This is a genomic window from Caldimonas manganoxidans ATCC BAA-369 (genome assembly GCF_000381125.1).
GTDB lineage: Bacteria > Pseudomonadota > Gammaproteobacteria > Burkholderiales > Burkholderiaceae_C > Caldimonas > Caldimonas manganoxidans.
The window spans coordinates 131,164-147,922 of record NZ_KB905931.1 but is presented as its reverse complement, the minus strand read 5'-3'; the positions used below and the strand labels follow the sequence as shown (position 1 = coordinate 147,922).

13 protein-coding genes and 1 tRNA gene are annotated in these 16,759 nt (G+C 65.2%); 6 read left to right on the top strand and 8 right to left on the bottom strand.

Annotation, left to right across the window (positions count from 1 at the left end; translation table 11 throughout):
• Window positions 1-3: 3 nt before the first annotated feature.
• Window positions 4-1,683 carry a dihydrolipoyllysine-residue acetyltransferase gene (gene aceF, locus F615_RS0102735; RefSeq protein WP_019559642.1) on the bottom strand — a complete coding sequence of 560 codons (1,680 nt, stop codon included), beginning with the start codon at window positions 1,681-1,683 and terminating at the stop codon, window positions 4-6.
• 23 nt (window positions 1,684-1,706) lie between these two features.
• Complete coding sequence (gene aceE / locus F615_RS0102730; RefSeq protein WP_019559641.1) at window positions 1,707-4,424, bottom strand: pyruvate dehydrogenase (acetyl-transferring), homodimeric type; 2,718 nt, start codon at window positions 4,422-4,424, stop codon at window positions 1,707-1,709.
• Between the two features lie 420 nt (window positions 4,425-4,844).
• Between aceE and F615_RS0102725 the strand changes: the two genes are divergently transcribed.
• The 5 genes from F615_RS0102725 (at window position 4,845) to F615_RS0102705 (ending at window position 11,631) form a co-directional block, all read left to right on the top strand.
• Window positions 4,845-7,382, top strand: coding sequence for a PAS domain S-box protein (locus tag F615_RS0102725; RefSeq protein WP_019559640.1), 2,538 nt, complete (start codon window positions 4,845-4,847; stop codon window positions 7,380-7,382).
• An 8-nt stretch (window positions 7,383-7,390) separates the two neighbouring features.
• Complete coding sequence (locus F615_RS0102720; protein ID WP_019559639.1) at window positions 7,391-8,014, top strand: response regulator transcription factor; 624 nt, start codon at window positions 7,391-7,393, stop codon at window positions 8,012-8,014.
• Window positions 8,015-8,086: 72 nt separating this feature from the next.
• Window positions 8,087-8,944 (top strand): bifunctional methylenetetrahydrofolate dehydrogenase/methenyltetrahydrofolate cyclohydrolase FolD, encoded by an 858-nt coding sequence (gene folD / locus F615_RS0102715; protein ID WP_019559638.1) that lies wholly within the window; start codon window positions 8,087-8,089, stop codon window positions 8,942-8,944.
• The gene (locus F615_RS0102710) at window positions 8,941-10,956 is read left to right on the top strand and encodes a M3 family metallopeptidase (protein ID WP_019559637.1); all 2,016 of its coding nucleotides are present in this window, start codon (window positions 8,941-8,943) and stop codon (window positions 10,954-10,956) included. Before folD ends, F615_RS0102710 begins: the two co-directional genes overlap by 4 nt.
• A 36-nt stretch (window positions 10,957-10,992) precedes the next feature.
• A complete protein-coding gene (locus F615_RS0102705) occupies window positions 10,993-11,631 on the top strand; it encodes a glutaredoxin family protein (protein ID WP_019559636.1) in 639 nt (212 codons plus the stop codon).
• A 59-nt stretch (window positions 11,632-11,690) separates the two neighbouring features.
• Here F615_RS0102705 and rpiA read toward each other — a convergent pair whose 3' ends face one another.
• Window positions 11,691-12,350, bottom strand: a complete 660-nt coding sequence (gene rpiA, locus F615_RS0102700) for a ribose-5-phosphate isomerase RpiA (RefSeq protein ID WP_019559635.1) — start codon at window positions 12,348-12,350, stop codon at window positions 11,691-11,693.
• Between the two features lie 67 nt (window positions 12,351-12,417).
• On the opposite strand from rpiA, the gene F615_RS0102695 reads away from it, so the two are divergent.
• Window positions 12,418-13,455: a quinone-dependent dihydroorotate dehydrogenase gene (locus F615_RS0102695; RefSeq protein WP_019559634.1), complete on the top strand. Its 1,038-nt coding sequence runs from the start codon at window positions 12,418-12,420 to the stop codon at window positions 13,453-13,455.
• Here the strand turns inward: F615_RS0102695 and F615_RS0102690 are convergent.
• The 5 genes from F615_RS0102690 to fdx all read right to left on the bottom strand — a co-directional run bounded on the left by F615_RS0102690 (window position 13,442) and on the right by fdx (window position 16,755).
• Window positions 13,442-14,590, bottom strand: a complete 1,149-nt coding sequence (locus tag F615_RS0102690; protein WP_051090175.1) for an NAD(P)/FAD-dependent oxidoreductase — start codon at window positions 14,588-14,590, stop codon at window positions 13,442-13,444. The genes F615_RS0102695 and F615_RS0102690 overlap by 14 nt on opposite strands.
• 2 nt (window positions 14,591-14,592) lie before the next feature.
• A complete protein-coding gene (locus F615_RS0102685; RefSeq protein ID WP_026329966.1) occupies window positions 14,593-15,426 on the bottom strand; it encodes an N-formylglutamate amidohydrolase in 834 nt (277 codons plus the stop codon).
• 124 nt (window positions 15,427-15,550) lie between these two features.
• Window positions 15,551-15,625, bottom strand: a tRNA-Val gene (locus F615_RS0102680).
• A 51-nt stretch (window positions 15,626-15,676) separates the two neighbouring features.
• Window positions 15,677-16,384: a DNA polymerase III subunit epsilon gene (gene dnaQ, locus F615_RS0102675; RefSeq protein ID WP_019559631.1), complete on the bottom strand. Its 708-nt coding sequence runs from the start codon at window positions 16,382-16,384 to the stop codon at window positions 15,677-15,679.
• 32 nt (window positions 16,385-16,416) lie between these two features.
• Complete coding sequence (gene fdx / locus F615_RS0102670) at window positions 16,417-16,755, bottom strand: ISC system 2Fe-2S type ferredoxin (RefSeq protein ID WP_019559630.1); 339 nt, start codon at window positions 16,753-16,755, stop codon at window positions 16,417-16,419.
• Window positions 16,756-16,759: the final 4 nt, after the last annotated feature.

Here is a 16,759-nt window from a genome sequence, read left to right as displayed (position 1 = left end):
CTCTTACAACAACACGCGGCGGAAGTCCGCCAGCACCGAGGCCAAATAGGCATTGAAGCGGGCTGCAGCCGCTCCATCGATGACGCGGTGGTCCCAGCTCAGCGACAGCGGCAGGATCAGGCGCGGAACGAACTGTTTGCCGTCCCAGCGCGGCTCCATGCTGCTCTTGCACACCCCGAGGATCGCCACCTCCGGCGCGTTGATGATGGGCGTGAAATAGCGCCCGCCGATGCCGCCCAGCGAAGAAATCGAAAAGCAGCCCCCGCTCATCTCGGCCGGGCTGAGCTTGCCCTCACGCGCCTTGGCAGCCAGCTCCGCAGTCTCCTTGGCGATCTGCAACAGGCCCTTCTTGTCGGCGTCCTTGATCACCGGCACCACCAAGCCGTTGGGCGTATCGGCCGCAAAGCCGATGTGGTAGTACTGCTTGAGCACGAGTTGCTCGCCATCCAGGCTGGCGTTGAACTCGGGGAATTTTTTCAAGGCGGCCACGGCAGCCTTGATCAGAAAGGCCAGCATCGTGACTTTGATGCCGCTTTTCTCGTGCTCCTTGTTGAGCTGCACCCGGAAGGCTTCCAGCTCGGTGATGTCGGCATCGTCATGGTTGGTGACGTGCGGGATCATCACCCAGTTGCGGTGCAAATTGGCGCCGCTGATCTTCTTGATGCGCGAGAGGTCTTTGCGCTCGATGGGGCCGAACTTGCCGAAATCGACCTGCGGCCACGGCAGCAAGCCCGGCAACCCACCCGCTGCCCCGGCCGCAGCCACCGGCGCCTTGGCTTTTTGGGCCTGCGTCTGAACGTCGCCGGCCATCACCTTTTTGACGAAGGCATGCACATCCTCGTGGGTGATGCGCCCCTTGGGGCCGGAGCCGGGCACCTCGCCCAAAGGCACCCCCAACTCGCGCGCCAGCCGACGCACGCTGGGAGACGCATGCGGCAGCCGGCCCGCGGCGCCAGGGGCCGACGATTCGCCCGACGGAGCCGGCGCCGGTGCCGGTGCAGGCGTCGGCGTGGGCGTCGCTGCAGGCGTCGGCGTGGGCGTCGGTGCCGGGGGCGCTGCAGGCGACGGCAGCGGCGGCGTCGCGGCGACGGCCGGCGCCGCTGTGCCGCCCGAGGTTTCGACCAGCGCGATCGGCGTCCCTTTGGACACCTTGTCGCCCAAGGCCACTTTCAAGGCCTTGACCACCCCGCCATGCGAGGAGGGAATCTCCATCGAGGCTTTGTCGGACTCGACGGTGATCAGGCTTTGCTCGGGCACGATGGTATCGCCCGGCTTGACCAGCACCTCGATCACCGCCACCTCACTGAAGTCCCCGATGTCCGGGACCACCACCTCCACCACGCTGGCCGCCGCGCCAGACGGCGGCGTCTGCGGGCTGGGAGCTGGCACCGCAGCCGGCGTCGGGGTCGCGGCGTGGGACACCGACGCCGGCGTTGCGGCCGCCGCGTCGGACTCCAAGAGGAGCAGCACACTGCCTTCGCTCACCTTGCTGCCCAAGCCCACTTTGAGTTCGCGCACCACGCCGGCATGCGTGGAAGGAATCTCCATCGAGGCTTTGTCGCTCTCCACGGTCACCAAGCTTTGGTCCACCGCGATGGTGTCACCGGGCTTGACCAGCAGCTCGATGACTTCGACATCCTTGAAATCCCCGATGTCGGGCACTTTGACTTCGATCAATGCCATGTTGTCGTCCCCGTTGGTGTGGCTCAGGCGTACAGCGGGTTGATCTTGTCGGGATTGATCCCGTACTTGCGGATCGCCTCGGCCACACGAGACGAAGGCACGGTGCCTTCTTCAGACAGCGCCTTGAGTGCTGCCACGACGATGTAATGGCGATTGACCTCGAAGTGCTCGCGCAGCTTGCTGCGAAAATCGCTGCGGCCAAAGCCATCGGTACCCAAGACCTTGTAGATCCGCCCTTTGGGCAAGAAGGCGCGGATCTGGTCGGCGTAATTCTTCATGTAGTCGGTGGACGCCACGACCGGGCCGGCATAGGGTTCGAGCTGCTGCGCCACGAAAGGCACGCGCGGGGTCTGCTCCGGATGCAGCATGTTCCAGCGCTCGCAGTCCTGGCCCTCGCGGGCCAATTCATTGAAGCTCGGGCAGCTCCACACATTGGCCGACACGCCCCAGTCGCGCTCGAGTAATTCCTTGGCAAAGATGGATTCACGCAGGATCGAGCCGCTGCCCAAGAGGTTGACCTGCGGGGGCATCTTCGCCCCTTCTTGCAACAGGTACATGCCCTTGATGATCTGCTCTTCGGTGCCGGGCTTGAGCCCGGGGTGAGCGTAGTTCTCGTTGAGCAGGGTGATGTAGTAGAAGACGTTTTCCTGCTTCTCGACCATGCGCTTGAGGCCGTGCTGCATGATCACGGCCACTTCGTGAGCGAAGGTGGGGTCATAGCTCACGCAGTTGGGAATGGTGCTGGCCAGGATGTGGCTGTGGCCGTCTTCATGCTGCAAGCCCTCGCCGTTGAGCGTGGTGCGCCCCGAGGTGCCGCCCAGCAGAAATCCGCGGGCCTGCATGTCGCCGGCCGCCCAGGCCAGGTCCCCGACGCGCTGGAAGCCGAACATCGAGTAGAAGATGTAGAAAGGGATCATGATGCGGTTGTTCGTCGAATACGACGTGGCCGCAGCGATCCAGCTGGCCATGCCCCCGGCTTCGTTGATGCCCTCCTGCAAGATCTGACCGGCGCGGTCTTCCTTGTAGTACATCACCTGGTCCTTGTCGACCGGGGTGTACTTCTGGCCCTCGGGGTTGTAAATGCCGATTTGACGGAACAGGCCCTCCATGCCGAAGGTGCGCGCCTCGTCCACCAGGATGGGCACCACGCGCGGCCCCAGGGCCTGATCGCGCAGCAACTGCGTCAGGAAGCGCACATAGGCCTGCGTGGTGCTGATCTCCCGCCCTTCGGCCGTGGGCTCGAGGATGGCCTTGAAGGTCTCCAGCGAGGGCACGGTGAAGCTCTCGGAGCTGCGTGGCCGGCGTTTGGGCAAATAGCCGCCCAGAGCCTTGCGGCGCGCATGCAGGTACTTCATCTCCGGCGTGTCGTCGGCCGGCTTGTAAAAAGGAATCTTCGGCAGCTCGCTGTCAGGGATCGGGATGTTGAAGCGATCGCGGAAATAGCGGATGTCCTCGTCAGAGAGCTTTTTGGTCTGGTGGGCGGTGTTCTTACCCTCCCCGGCCTTGCCCATGCCGTAGCCCTTGACGGTCTTGACGAGAATGACCGTCGGTTGCCCCTGGTGGTGATAGGCGCGGTGGAAGGCGGCATACACCTTCTGCGCATCATGCCCGCCGCGGCGCAGCGCCCAGATGTCCTCATCGCTCATCTTGGCCACCAACTCCAGCGTGCGCGGGTCGCGGCCGAAGAAATGCTTACGCACATAGGCGCCGTCATTGGCCTTGAAGGCCTGGTAGTCGCCATCGAGCGTGTCCATCATGATCTTGCGCAAGGCGCCGTCTTTGTCGCGCGCCAGCAAGGCGTCCCATTCACGCCCCCACAACAGCTTGATCACGTTCCAGCCCGCCCCCCGGAACTCCCCCTCGAGCTCCTGGATGATCTTGCCGTTGCCGCGCACCGGGCCGTCCAGACGCTGCAGATTGCAATTGACGACGAAGATCAGGTTGTCGAGCTTCTCGCGCGCGGCCAGGCCGATGGCCCCCAGGCTCTCGGGTTCGTCCATCTCGCCGTCGCCGCAGAACACCCAGACCTTGCGCTGCGAGGTGTCGGCAATGCCGCGCGCGTGCAAATACTTCAAGAACCGGGCTTGATAAATCGCCATCAGCGGCCCCAAACCCATGGACACCGTCGGAAACTGCCAGAACTCCGGCATCAGCTTGGGGTGGGGATAGCTGGAGATGCCCTTGCCATCGACCTCCTGACGGAAATGGAGCAACTGCTCCTCGGTCAGCCGCCCTTCCATGAAGGCCCGCGCGTAGATGCCCGGGGCGCTGTGCCCCTGGATGTAGAGCAAATCTCCGCCATGGGTGCCGCCCTCGTCGGTGTCATCGGCATGCCAGAAATGATTGAAGCCCACGGCGAACATGTGGGCCAGCGATTGGAACGAGCTGATGTGACCGCCCAAATCCCCCCCGTCGGGCGGGTTGAGCCGATTGGCCTTGACCACCATGGCCATGGCGTTCCAGCGCATGTAGGCGCGCAGACGACCTTCCAGCTCCAAGTTGCCCGGGTTGTGCGCCTCTTCAGAGGGCTCGATGGTGTTCACATAGCCCGTGGTGGCCGAAAACGGCATGTCCACACTGTGTTGACGGGCCTCCTCCAGCAGCTGCTCAAGCAGGTAATGCGCACGCTCGGGACCTTCACGCTCGATGACGGCCGTCAGTGCGTCCAGCCATTCACGGGTTTCCTGGGCGTCGGCATCGTTGGCCGCCGCAGCGGCGGGGGGTTGGGGCATCGCAGACATGCTTGTCTCCAGCTCAGGGGTTGACGGCGTCCCGGTCGACCTCATTCGTCAGGCCATGCGCCACGCAGGGAACGCGCGCAGCGCAGCCTCGACCGCCACCGGGTTCGGGAGCGAGTGTGGCACAGATCGGCATTTTTTCAAATAGTGCGAGCAAATATCACTTTATGAAAAATTGTCGAACGACCGTTCTGTTTTCATCCTTGACGCGGGCCCCTCGCGGCGCGTCATGACCCACTGTGGCGCAGGCCTATCGGCTTCACAAGAGGGGCCACCCCGCACGAGGCGCACGGGGCAGCCGCCGCAGCTCGGCCTCTGTCGGTACGCGCCAGGGGCCAGCAGCGCTGGTCATGCCGGCGACGCTGCCGCCCCCGTCCAGCGCTGGCACCCGCTCGAACCGGCGAGCACTCGATAATTCCGCGCATGTCCATGCCTCATTCCGAGTTCCGCCTGAGCACCCATGAGACGGGATCGCCCCCGTCCAAGCGTCGGCTGTTGCGCGCGTGGTGGCGTCGGCAGTCACCGGCACGACAGGACCGCTTCGCCACACTCGGCCCCCTGGTGTCCGTGCTGCTGTTCCTGGCAGCCATCATCACCGCCTTTTGGTATCTGCGCGTCGAGGAGATCGAACGCGAGCAAGAGTCGGTCAAACGCGACACCGAGGTGGCCCAACAGCAGATCCGGCTGCGCCTCATCGAAAACCAAGAGCAGCTCGTGCGGCTGGCGCGAGAAATCGTCACCGGCACGATCGACGCCGACGAATTCATCGGCCAAGCCACGAGCTTGGCGCGCGAGCGGCCCGAACTGGTCAGTTTGAACTGGCTGCTGGCCGACCGCACCCGACGCGCCAGCCATGTCTCGCCCAGCCACAGTTTCATGGGCAGCCGCTATGCCGAAGCCCCGGCCTCGGAGGCATCCGGCGGCCAAGGCGAGGTTCGCAATGAGCCCGAATGGGCCTTCGAAACCGCCCGCGAACTGCGGCTGCCGGTGTACTCCCGACCCTATGCCACCGAGTCCGGCGTGCAAGTCGTGCAAGTCCAAGTGCCGCTGCTGGATCGGGCCACCTTCGCCGGCACGCTGGTCGCCGAATATTCGGTCGAGGCGCTGCTGCGCTACTTCGTGCCGCCGGAGGTGACCAATCGGCACGGCATGATGCTGCTCGACGCCAACGGCCGTGTGCTGGCCAGCAGCGTCTCGCGCGAGCCCGGGCACGACCTGCGGCGCCGCACACTGCATCACGACATTCCGGTGGCCCCGGTAGGCAACGGGCTGATCCTGCGCGGCGTGGGCTATCGCACCTCGGTCGGGCTGATCAGCAACACCCTGTTCTGGATGGTGACGGCGCTGAGCGTGCTGACCGTGTGGATGCTGCTGGGTACTTGGCGGCACATGCGCCGGCGCTTGCAGGTACAGCAGGCACTCGTGGCCGAAACCAACTTCCGCCGTGCGATGGAAAACTCCATGCTCACGGGCATGCGCGCCATGGACATGGAAGGACGCATCACCTATGTGAATGCCGCGTACTGCTCGATGACGGGGTTTTCCGAGTCTGAACTGGTGGGGCGCACGCCGCCCTTCCCCCACTGGCCGCCGGACCGCATGGAAGAGAACCGTCGGCTGTTCGAGCAAGAGCTGCAGGGGCGCAGTCCGCCCGGAGGCATCGAGGTGCGTGTGATGCGCAAGGACGGCACACAGTTCGATGCGCGGATGTACGTCTCGCCGCTGATCGACGCCAAAGGCAACCAAACGGGCTGGATGACTTCGATGACCAACATCACCGAAGCCAAGCGCATTCGCGACCAGCTCGCCGCATCGCACGAGCGCTTCACCACGGTGCTCGAGGGCCTGGATGCCGCGGTGTCGGTGGTTTCGGTGCAGCAAGGCGAGCTGCTGTTCGCCAACCGCTCCTACCGCCTGTGGTTCGGCACCGACGGGAAGGGTCATGCCATGTTGGCTGGCGCTCAGGAGGCCGAGTCCGGGCCGACGTTGACCGACGCCGACGACGAATCGGTGGACCAGTTCGGCGGCCTGCCGACGCAAGAGCTGACCGAAACCGGGTCGGACCCCCGGGAGGTCTACGTCGAGTCGCTCGGACGCTGGTTCGACGTGCGATCGCGCTACTTGCAGTGGACCGACGGCCGCCTGGCCCAGATGCTCATCGCCACCGATGTGACGGCCCGCGTGCGTGCCGAGGAACAAGCCGCCCGCCAAGCCGATCAGGCGCAGATCACCAGCCGCCTCATCACGATGGGCGAGATGGCCTCGTCGGTCGCCCATGAGCTCAACCAGCCGCTGACGGCCATCTCGAACTACTGCAACGGCATCATCTCCAGGGTCAAGGCCGGCAACATCAACGAAGCCGATTTGCTGGCAGCGCTGGAAAAAACCGCCAAGCAGGCCCAACGGGCCGGCCAGATCATCCACCGCATCCGCGCTTTCGTGAAGAAAAGCGAACCCCAGCGCCAGCCTTCGCAGGCCCGGGACATCGTGGATGACGCGGTGGAGCTGGCCATGATCGAGCTGCGCCGGCGCAATGTGAGCATCCACACATATGTGGCCCAACGCCTGCCGCCCTTGATGGTCGATCCCATCCTGATCGAGCAGGTGCTGCTCAACCTGCTGAAAAACGCCGCCGAGGCCATCGACGGGGCCAAGCTGCCGCCGTCTCGGCGCAACATCGAGCTGCGGGTCGTGCCACGCCACACCCCCGACGAGGGCGGGGTCATCGAGTTCAGCGTCACCGATTCGGGCCCCGGTCTGAAGGAGGAGGTGCTCGGTCGGATGTACGAGGCATTCTTCTCGACCAAATCCGACGGCCTGGGCATCGGTCTGTCGCTGTGTCGCTCGATCATCGAGTCGCACCATGGCCGAATCCGGGCCGAGAACTTATACAATGGATCGAGCGTCGTCGGCTGCCGGTTCAGCTTCACCTTGCCGGTAGAGATTTCCAACCCTAGCTGATTGCACCCATGAGCCTGATCCCGAAGAAAGGCACCGTGTATGTCGTCGATGACGACGAAGCCGTGCGCGACTCGCTGCAGTGGTTGCTCGAGGGCAAGGATTACCGCGTCAAGTGCTTCGACTCCGCTGAATCCTTCCTCTCTCGCTTCGATCCGCGCGAAGTCGCCTGCCTGATCGCCGACATTCGCATGGACGGCATGAGCGGCTTGGAACTGCAAGACCGCCTCATCGAGCGGCGCTCCCCGCTGCCCATCGTGTTCATCACCGGTCACGGCGACGTGCCCATGGCCGTCAACACGATGAAGAAGGGGGCGATGGACTTCATCGAGAAGCCCTTCAAAGAAGAGGAACTCGTCGCCCTGGTCGAACGCATGCTCGAGCAGGCCCGCACGCTGTTTGCCCAGCAGCAAGAAGCCGCCAGCCGCGACGCGCTGCTCTCGCGGCTGACCACCCGCGAAGCGCAGGTGCTCGATCGCATCGTCGCCGGACGGCTCAACAAGCAGATCGCCGACGACCTGGGCATCAGCATCAAGACGGTGGAAGCCCACCGCGCCAACATCATGGAAAAACTCAACGCCAACACCGTGGCCGACCTGCTCAAGATCGCGTTGGGCGCGCAGGCCAAGGTCTGACCTCACTCCCAACCCCAAGGCCGCTGCCACAGCGGCCTTTTTTCGTTTCAGGCATCGCACTCGAGGACGCTCATGACCGCAAGACTCATCGACGGCAACGCCCTGTCCCGGCAAATCCGCGCCGACGTGGCCCGCCGGGCCGCCGCCCTGACCGCCCAGGGCCTCACCCCCGGGCTGGCGGTCATCCTGGTGGGCGACAACCCGGCCTCCCAGGTGTATGTGCGCAACAAGGTCAAAGCCTGCCAAGACAATGGCCTGCACTCGGTGTTGGAGCACTACCCGGCCACCCTGTCCGAAGCGGATTTGCTCTCGCGCGTTCAGGCTCTCAACCAAGACCCGACGATCCACGGCATCCTGGTGCAGCTGCCGCTGCCACCGCACATCGACGCCCACAAGGTCATCGAAACCATCTCGCCGCTGAAGGACGTGGACGGCTTCCATGTGGCCAGCGCCGGTGCGCTGATGGTCGGCCAAAGCGGGTTCAAGCCCTGCACGCCCTACGGGTGCATGAAGATGTTGGAGTCCATCGGCTGCGACCCCAAGGGCAAGCATGCCGTGGTGATCGGCCGCTCCAACATCGTGGGCAAGCCCATGGCCCTGATGCTGCTGCAGGCGCACGCCACGATCACCATCTGTCACAGCGCCACGCCAGATCTGGCCCACCACACCCGGCAGGCCGACATCGTCGTGGTGGCCGTGGGCCGGCGCAATGTGCTCACGGCCGACATGGTCAAGCCCGGTGCGGTCGTCCTCGACGTGGGCATGAACCGGACTGACGACGGCAAGCTGTGCGGGGACGTGGACTTCGACGGGGTGTCCAAGGTGGCCTCGGCCATCACCCCCGTCCCCGGTGGGGTTGGGCCCATGACCATCACAATGTTGCTGGTCAACACCCTGGAGGCTGCGGAACGCGCAGCCCAGATGCGATGAATCCACTGCTCGACTTCACCGACCTGCCCCGCTTCGACGCGATCCGGCCCGAACATGTCACCCCGGCCGTCACCGAGCTGCTGGCCGCCGCCAACGAGGCTCTGGAGCGCGCCGTCAGCGATGCCGTGCCGGCCGATTACGAGGCCCTGTCGGCCGTGCTCGACGTGGCCACCGAACGCCTCGGGCGCGCTTGGGGGGCTGTGAGCCACCTCAATGCCGTGGCCGACAGCCCGGCGCTGCGCGCGGCCTACAACGAAAACCTGCCACGCATCACCGAGTTTCACACCCGGTTGGGGGCCGACGAGCGGCTCTACGCCAAGTACAAGGCCGTGGCCGCCAGTGCCGCAGCCCAACACCTGCGGCCGGCCCGTCAGAAGGCGCTGTCCAACGCGATCCGGGACTTCGTGCTGTCCGGCGCCGAGTTGCAAGGCCCGGCCAAAGCCCGTTTCGCCCAGATCCAGGAGCGCCAGGCCGAACTGGCGCAAAAGTTCTCCGAGCATGTGCTGGATGCCACCGACGGCTACGCCTACTACGCCAGCGAAGCCGAGATGGCCGGCGTGCCCGACGATGCCCGGCAGGCCGCTCGCCAAGCAGCCCAGGCCGAAGGCCGCGACGGCTACAAGCTCACGCTGCAGTTCCCGAGCTACTTCCCGGTCATGCAGTACGGCGAAAACCGGGCCTTGCGGGAGCGGCTGTACACCGCCTACGTCACCCGCGCATCCGAACTGGGCGAGCCCGAGCATGACAACTCCGACGTGATGCGCGAATTGCTGGCCCTGCGCCAGGAAGAAGCGCAGCTGCTGGGCTATCGCAACTTTGCCGAACTGTCGCTGGTGCCCAAGATGGCCGAATCTCCGCAGCAAGTGCTCGACTTCCTGCGCGACCTGGCGCGACGGGCGCGGCCTCATGCCGAGCGCGACTTGGCCGAGCTGCGCGAGTTCGCCCGCGCCGAGCTCGGCCTGACCGAGCTGGCCGCTTGGGACTTGGCCTATGCCTCGGAAAAACTGAAGGAAAAGCGCTATGCCTTCAGCGATCAGGAGGTGAAGCAGTACTTCACCGAACCCAAAGTGCTCGAAGGCCTGTTCAAGATCGTCGAGACCCTGTTCGAGGTGAGCATCCGGCCCGATGCAGCCCCGGTGTGGCATCCGAGCGTACGCTTCTTCCGCATCGAGCGAAACGGCCAGTTGGTGGGCCAGTTCTACCTCGACCCCTATGCCCGCCCGGGCAAGCGCTCCGGCGCCTGGATGGACGATGTGCGCGGCCGCTGGGCCCGCCCCGACGGCCGCCTGCAAACGCCGGTGGCCCACCTGGTGTGCAACTTTGCCGAAGGCGTGGGCGGCAAGCCGGCCCTGCTCACGCACGACAGCGTCCTGACCCTCTTCCATGAATTCGGCCACGGGCTGCATCACCTGCTCACCCAGGTGGACGACCTCGGCGTGGCCGGCATCTCTGGCGTGGAATGGGACGCCGTGGAACTGCCCAGCCAGTTCATGGAGAACTTCTGCTGGGAATGGGAGGTGCTGCGGCGCATGACCGCCCACGTGGACACCGGCGAGCCGCTGCCACGCGCGCTGTACGACAAGATGCTGGCGGCCAAAAACTTCCAAAGCGGTCTGCAAACGCTGCGCCAAATCGAGTACGCGCTGTTGGACATGCGCTTGCATGCCGAGCCAGGCAGCCACGAGCGCATCCAGCAGGTCATCGACGAGGTGCGCGCCGAAGTGGCCGTCTTCCCGCCGCCGTCCTTCAACCGCATGCAGCACAGCTTCTCACACATCTTTGCCGGCGGCTATGCGGCGGGCTATTACAGCTACAAATGGGCCGAGGTGCTCAGTGCCGATGCGTACAGCGCCTTCGAAGAAGCCGGTGTGCTCGACGTGGATACCGGTCGGCGCTACCGCCAGCACATCCTCGAAGTGGGGGGAAGCCGGCCGGCGGCCGAGAGCTTTCGCGCCTTCCGGGGGCGCGAGCCCCGCATCGACGCCTTGTTACGCCATCAGGGCATGGCCTGAGCTAGCATCGGCCTCGATGTCACGCAAGGAGGGCCCATGAAGCGAACGGTTCGACCGGCGGCCTTCGGCCTGCTGTTCGGTCTGCTGGCCGGCACGGCCGCACAAGCCACGTACAAAGTGGTCGGCCCCGACGGCCGCATCACCTACACCGACCGCCCGCCCGCACAGGCAGGCCAGGTGCAAGCCGTCGGCACCCCAGGCCGGGCCACCCCGCCCGGCCCCGAGGCGACACTGCCCTTCGATCTGCGTCAAGTCATGGCGCGCTACCCGGTCGTGCTCTACACCTCCGCGGATTGCCAACCCTGCGACGCCGGGCGCACTCTCTTGCGCCAGCGCGGCATCCCGCACACCGAGTACAGCATCGGCACCGCCGCCGACGCCGAAGCGTTGAGAAAGCAGGCCGGCAGCAGCGAAGTCCCTCAGCTGGCCATTGGCGCCCAAAGAATCAAAGGCTATTCCAGCAGCGAGTGGAACAGTTACCTCGATGCCGCCGGCTACCCCAAGCAGTCGCGTCTGCCGGCCCACTATCGTTTTGCCGAGGCCCAGCCTTTGGCCCCGCCGACCCCAGCGGCCGCCCCTGCCCCGGCACCTGACGGTCCCGCCGCAGCCACCGCTCCCAGCCCTGCGGCGCCACTGCCCCCGGCAGGCAACGCGCCTCCCGGCTTCCGCTTTTGACCGCCCGACTGGCCCGCATCGCTTAGCCATCTTTGCCGGCCCCGATCGGGCACAGCGGCTCAAAAGCTGAGCGTACGCACGCCTTCGGGCGTGCCCAGCAAACACAAATGAGCCCGGTGGCGCGCGAAAATGCCCACGGTCACCACTCCGGGCCATTGATTGATCTCGGTTTCCATCGCCACGGGATCGTCGATATGCAGCCCGGCCACATCGATGATCAAGTGGCCGTTGTCGGTGACCACCCCTTCGCGCAGCTTCGGCTGCCCCCCCAACGCCTGCAGCCGGCGCATCACCTGGGCTCGCGCCATCGGAATCACCTCCACCGGCAGTGGAAAGCGGCCCAGTGTGGGCACCAGCTTGGATGCATCGGCGATACACACGAAGCGCTGTGCCAGATCGGCCACGATCTTCTCGCGCGTGAGCGCCGCCCCGCCGCCCTTGATCATGTGTCCCCGATGGTCGATCTCGTCGGCTCCGTCGATGTACACCGGCAAGGACGTGACCTCATTGGCGTCGAAGACCGGGATGCCGTGCGCCACCAAGCGTTCGGTACTGCGCACCGAGCTGGACACCGCCCCCTGGATGCGGTCTTTGATGCGTGCCAGCTCATCGATGAAACAGTTCACCGTCGAGCCCGTGCCCACGCCCACGATGCTGCCGGGCACCACATGCTCGATGGCCGCGCGCCCCACCAGGGCCTTGAGTTCGTCTTGCGTCATGGGATCGGAGGGCCGCTCAGCCCTTGTGTTTGAGACAATCTTGCGATTATCTCGGACCGTGTCTCCCATGTCCCTTTTGCCCTACACCCTGGCCCGACCTTTCCTCTTCGGCCTGGATCCCGAGCAGGCCCATGAATGGACCCTGGACGCCCTGGCGCGCACGCAACACACGCCCCTGGCCTGCCTGTATCGGCAGTCGCGCGTGGAAGATCCCGTCGTCGTGGCCGGCCTGCGCTTCCCCAACCGGGTGGGGCTGGCCGCCGGGCTGGACAAAAATGGTCGCTGCATCGACGGCCTGGCCGCCCTGGGTTTCGGCTTCATCGAGGTGGGCACGGTCACGCCCAAACCGCAGCCGGGCAACCCCAAGCCACGCATGTTCCGCCTGCCGCAAGCCCAAGCGCTGATCAACCGGATGGGCTTCAACAACGAGGGGCTCGAAGCCTTCATCGCCCATGTGCGCCGTTGCCACTTTCGCAGCCAAGGCGGCATCTTGGGCCTGAACATCGGCAAGAATGCCAGCACCCCGATCGAGCGTGCCGTGGACGACTACCTCCTCGGCCTGGAAGGCGTCTTCCCGCATGCGGACTATGTCAGCGTCAACATCTCCTCCCCCAACACCCAGAACTTGCGCGCCCTGCAATCGGACCAGGCGCTCGACGACCTGTTGGGCGCACTCCAGGAGCGCCGCCAGTCACTGACTCGGACCCACGGCCGATCGGTGCCGATGTTCGTGAAGATCGCCCCCGACTTGGACGAGGCCCAAATCGGCGTGATCGCCGCGACCTTGCAACGCCATGGCATCGACGGCGTGATTGCCACCAACACCACCATCGCGCGGGACGCAGTCGCCCACCTGCCCCACGGCCAGGAAGCTGGCGGGCTCAGCGGCCGCCCCGTGTTCGAAGCCAGCAACCGCGTGATCGCCACCTTGCGTGCGGCCTTGGGAGCAGGCTATCCCATCATCGGCGTCGGCGGCGTGATGAGCGGCGCCGATGCGCTGGCCAAGATCCAGGCCGGGGCCGATTTGGTGCAGATCTACACCGGCCTGATCTACCGCGGTCCGGCCCTGGTGCGGGAGGCCGCGCTGGCCCTCAAAGGCCGCTGAGCCGCTGCGGCATCGGCTCCCCCAAGGCCAAGGCGGCGGCCACCTCGCCGAGCGCGAGACTCGCCGTCAATCCCGGCGACTCGATCCCGAACAGATTGACCAGCCCCAGCCGCCCATGATCGCTGGGTCCGTGCAAATGAAAATCGCACGCCGGCTCGCCCGGCGCTTGCAGCTTGGGACGAATGCCGCTGTAGGCCGGCTGCAAGCGGCCAGCCGGCAGCTCGGGCCAGTAGCGACGAATCTCGGCTTCGAACCACTCCACGCGGGCCGGATCCACTCGATAATCGAAACGCCCCTGGCCGTCGGGCTGCACCCACTGCACGTCCGGCCCGAAGCGCGCCTGTCCGGCCAAATCCAAGGTCAGGTGCACGCCCAGGCCTGCCGCCTCGGGCACGGGGTAGATCAATCGCGAGAAGGGGCAGCGCCCGGACAGCGCGAAGTAGCTGCCTTTGGCGAAATAAGCCCGCGGCACCTGCTCGGCCGGCAAGCCTTCGATGCGCGCGGCCAAGGCCGGGGCCCACAGCCCGGCCGCATTGATCAGCACGCGCGCGCCCAGCCGCATCGGCTCGTCAGCCCCGGCCTCCACGTCGAAGCCTGCGTCGATACAACGCACCCGGCGCACCGGGCTGTTCAAGGCCACCACGCCGCCGGCCGCCTCCAGATCCCCCTGCAGGGCCAGCATCAGGCCGTGACTGTCGACGATACCGGTCGATGGCGACCAGACCGCAGCCGTGCAGGCCAAGGCCGGCTCGAGAGCGCGGGCCTCCTCGGCGCAAAGCCAGCGCAGATCGTGCACACCATGGGCGGCTGCCTGCGCCATCAGTGCCTGCAACGCCGCATGCTGCTGGACCGACGTGGCCACCACCAGCTTGCCGCAACGCCGATGATCCACCGCCCGTCCAGCGCAGTACTCGTACAGCCAGGCTTTGCCCATCACGCACAACCGTGCCTTCCACGAACCGGCGGGGTAATACAAGCCTGCATGGATGACTTCACTGTTGCGCGAACTGGTGCCGGTGCCGATGGCCGTCTCGGCCTCCAGCACCAAGGTTTCCAAGCCACGCAAGGCCAAAGCGCGAGCCGCAGCCAAACCGACCACCCCCGCGCCCACCACCACGGCATCGACGCGATCCAGACTCACAAGCACCTCGGGTCCAGCGCGAGCAGCTCACGCACCATGTCCAGCAACAACAACTTGAGCGCCCCAAAGCCCTCGTGTGGCTGCAGCGTGCGCTCGTCCATGTACAGCCGCCGATTCACCTCGAGTTGCAGCGAATGTCGCTGCTGTGAGGGCAAGCCATGGCGACGCACGATCTCCACGCCTTTGTAGGGATGGTTGATATCGACACGGTGTCCCTGCGCACGCAGATACTCGGCCAACCAACGCGTCAAGCGTGGATGCGCCGTGGTGCCATCGCGGTCGCCGATCACGAAATCCGGATGCTCCATGCCCGGGTACTCGGTCGCATGGGAAGCCGCCACGGACGGCATGGAGTGGCAATTGATGTGGATGCAGTAACCATGACGCTGCACCGCCGCCTGCACTTGCTGGGCCAACGCTTCGTGGTAGGGGTACCAGCAGCGTTCGATGCGACGGCGCACCTCCTGCACGCTGAGCTTGCGGTCGTACAGCGGCACGCCCTCATCGGTCAGCCGCCACACCAGCCCCTTGCCCAAGCGCACTTTGGGGCCCTCTTCGACCGGGTCGGGCCAGGGCCCATCCAGCAGCGTGAGGTCCAACTCGCTCAAGCTGCGGTTGACATCGAGATAGCTGCGCGGGAAATGGGCCTCGACCCAGCCGACCCCCAGGCCAGGAGCGAAGTCATAGAGCTTGTCCACATGGGTGTCCTCGGCCCGACGCAGCACGGCCAGATCGCAGGCATGGTCGAAATCATCCGGATACCAAGTGCCGCTATGAGGAGAGTCGAGCACCAGCGGGGTGGTGCCAGGTCGGCTGGTGACGTAACGCATGACCCGATTGTGGCCCGGCTTGCCGATCGATGCGATTGTGGCAAGCACGCGGTCGATGCAGAGGCGATGCACACGGGCGCCAGAAAGAACCAAGGGCCTGGCGTGCGCCAGGCCCTTGAAGATATGGTGGGTGGTGCAGGGTTCGAACCTGCGACCCCTGCCGTGTGAAGGCAGTGCTCTACCGCTGAGCTAACCACCCGGCATTCCGGTGTGAGAGACGCTGTTGCGCAGTTCTCTCGAAAGACTGAGATTATGCCACAAGTTTTCGCCAGAGTGTCTTGCCCTTGGACGATTTGTCCAGCTCTTCCAACACCTGCTCGTGCGCGGCGACTTCAACCTCACTGGCCGCCAGCACTGGCAAGCTGAATTGGCTCAGGTCGATGCGCGCCACTTCGACCTGCGCTGCACCACCATCCTCGGTGTCGATGACCAGCGACTCCTGGCCCCGCGTCATCTGGATATAGACCTCGGCCAGCAAGCCCGCATCCAGCAACGCCCCGTGCAGCGTGCGGTTGGAGTTGTCCACATTGAGCCTGCGGCACAACGCGTCCAGCGAATTGGACTTACCCGGGTACATCTCGCGCGCCAACAGCAGCGTGTCGGTCACCGTGAGGCGATGCTCGGTGAAACGCGGCCGGCCCAACCGGCGCAGCTCGGCGTCCATGAAGCCCAAATCGAAGCTGGCGTTGTGGATCAACACCTCCGCGCCTTCGAGGTAGGCCATCAATTCGTCCACGATGGCGGCGAACACCGGCTTGTCGGCCAGGAATTCGTCGGTCAAGCCGTGGATCTTGACGGCGTCCTCGTGATTGGGCCGTTCGGGGTTGATGTAGAAGTGCTTGTTGTTCCCGGTGGGGCGCCGGTTCACGTACTCCACGCAGCCAATCTCGATGATGCGGTCGCCCGCCTCGGGGTTCAGGCCCGTGGTCTCGGTGTCAAAGAAAATCTGGCGGCTCATGCCGCGATTATCCTGGTTCGCCCCGGCCGGGCTCAGTGCTTTTCCTTGGCGTGATTGATCGAGTACTTGGGGATCTCGATGGTCACGTTCTGGTTCGACAGGATGGCCTGGCACGACAAACGCGATTGCGGCTCCAAACCCCAGGCGCGATCGAGCATGTCCTCCTCGCTCTCGTCGGGCTCGTTGAGCGACTCATAGCCCTCGCGCACGATGACATGACAGGTCGTGCAGGCACAACTCATTTCACAGGCATGCTCGATCTCGATGTCATGATCGAGCAAAGCCTCACAGATGGAGGTGCCAGCAGGGGCCTCGATTTCGGCGCCTTGCGGGCAGTACTCGCTGTGCGGCAGGATCTTGATGACGGGCATGGGT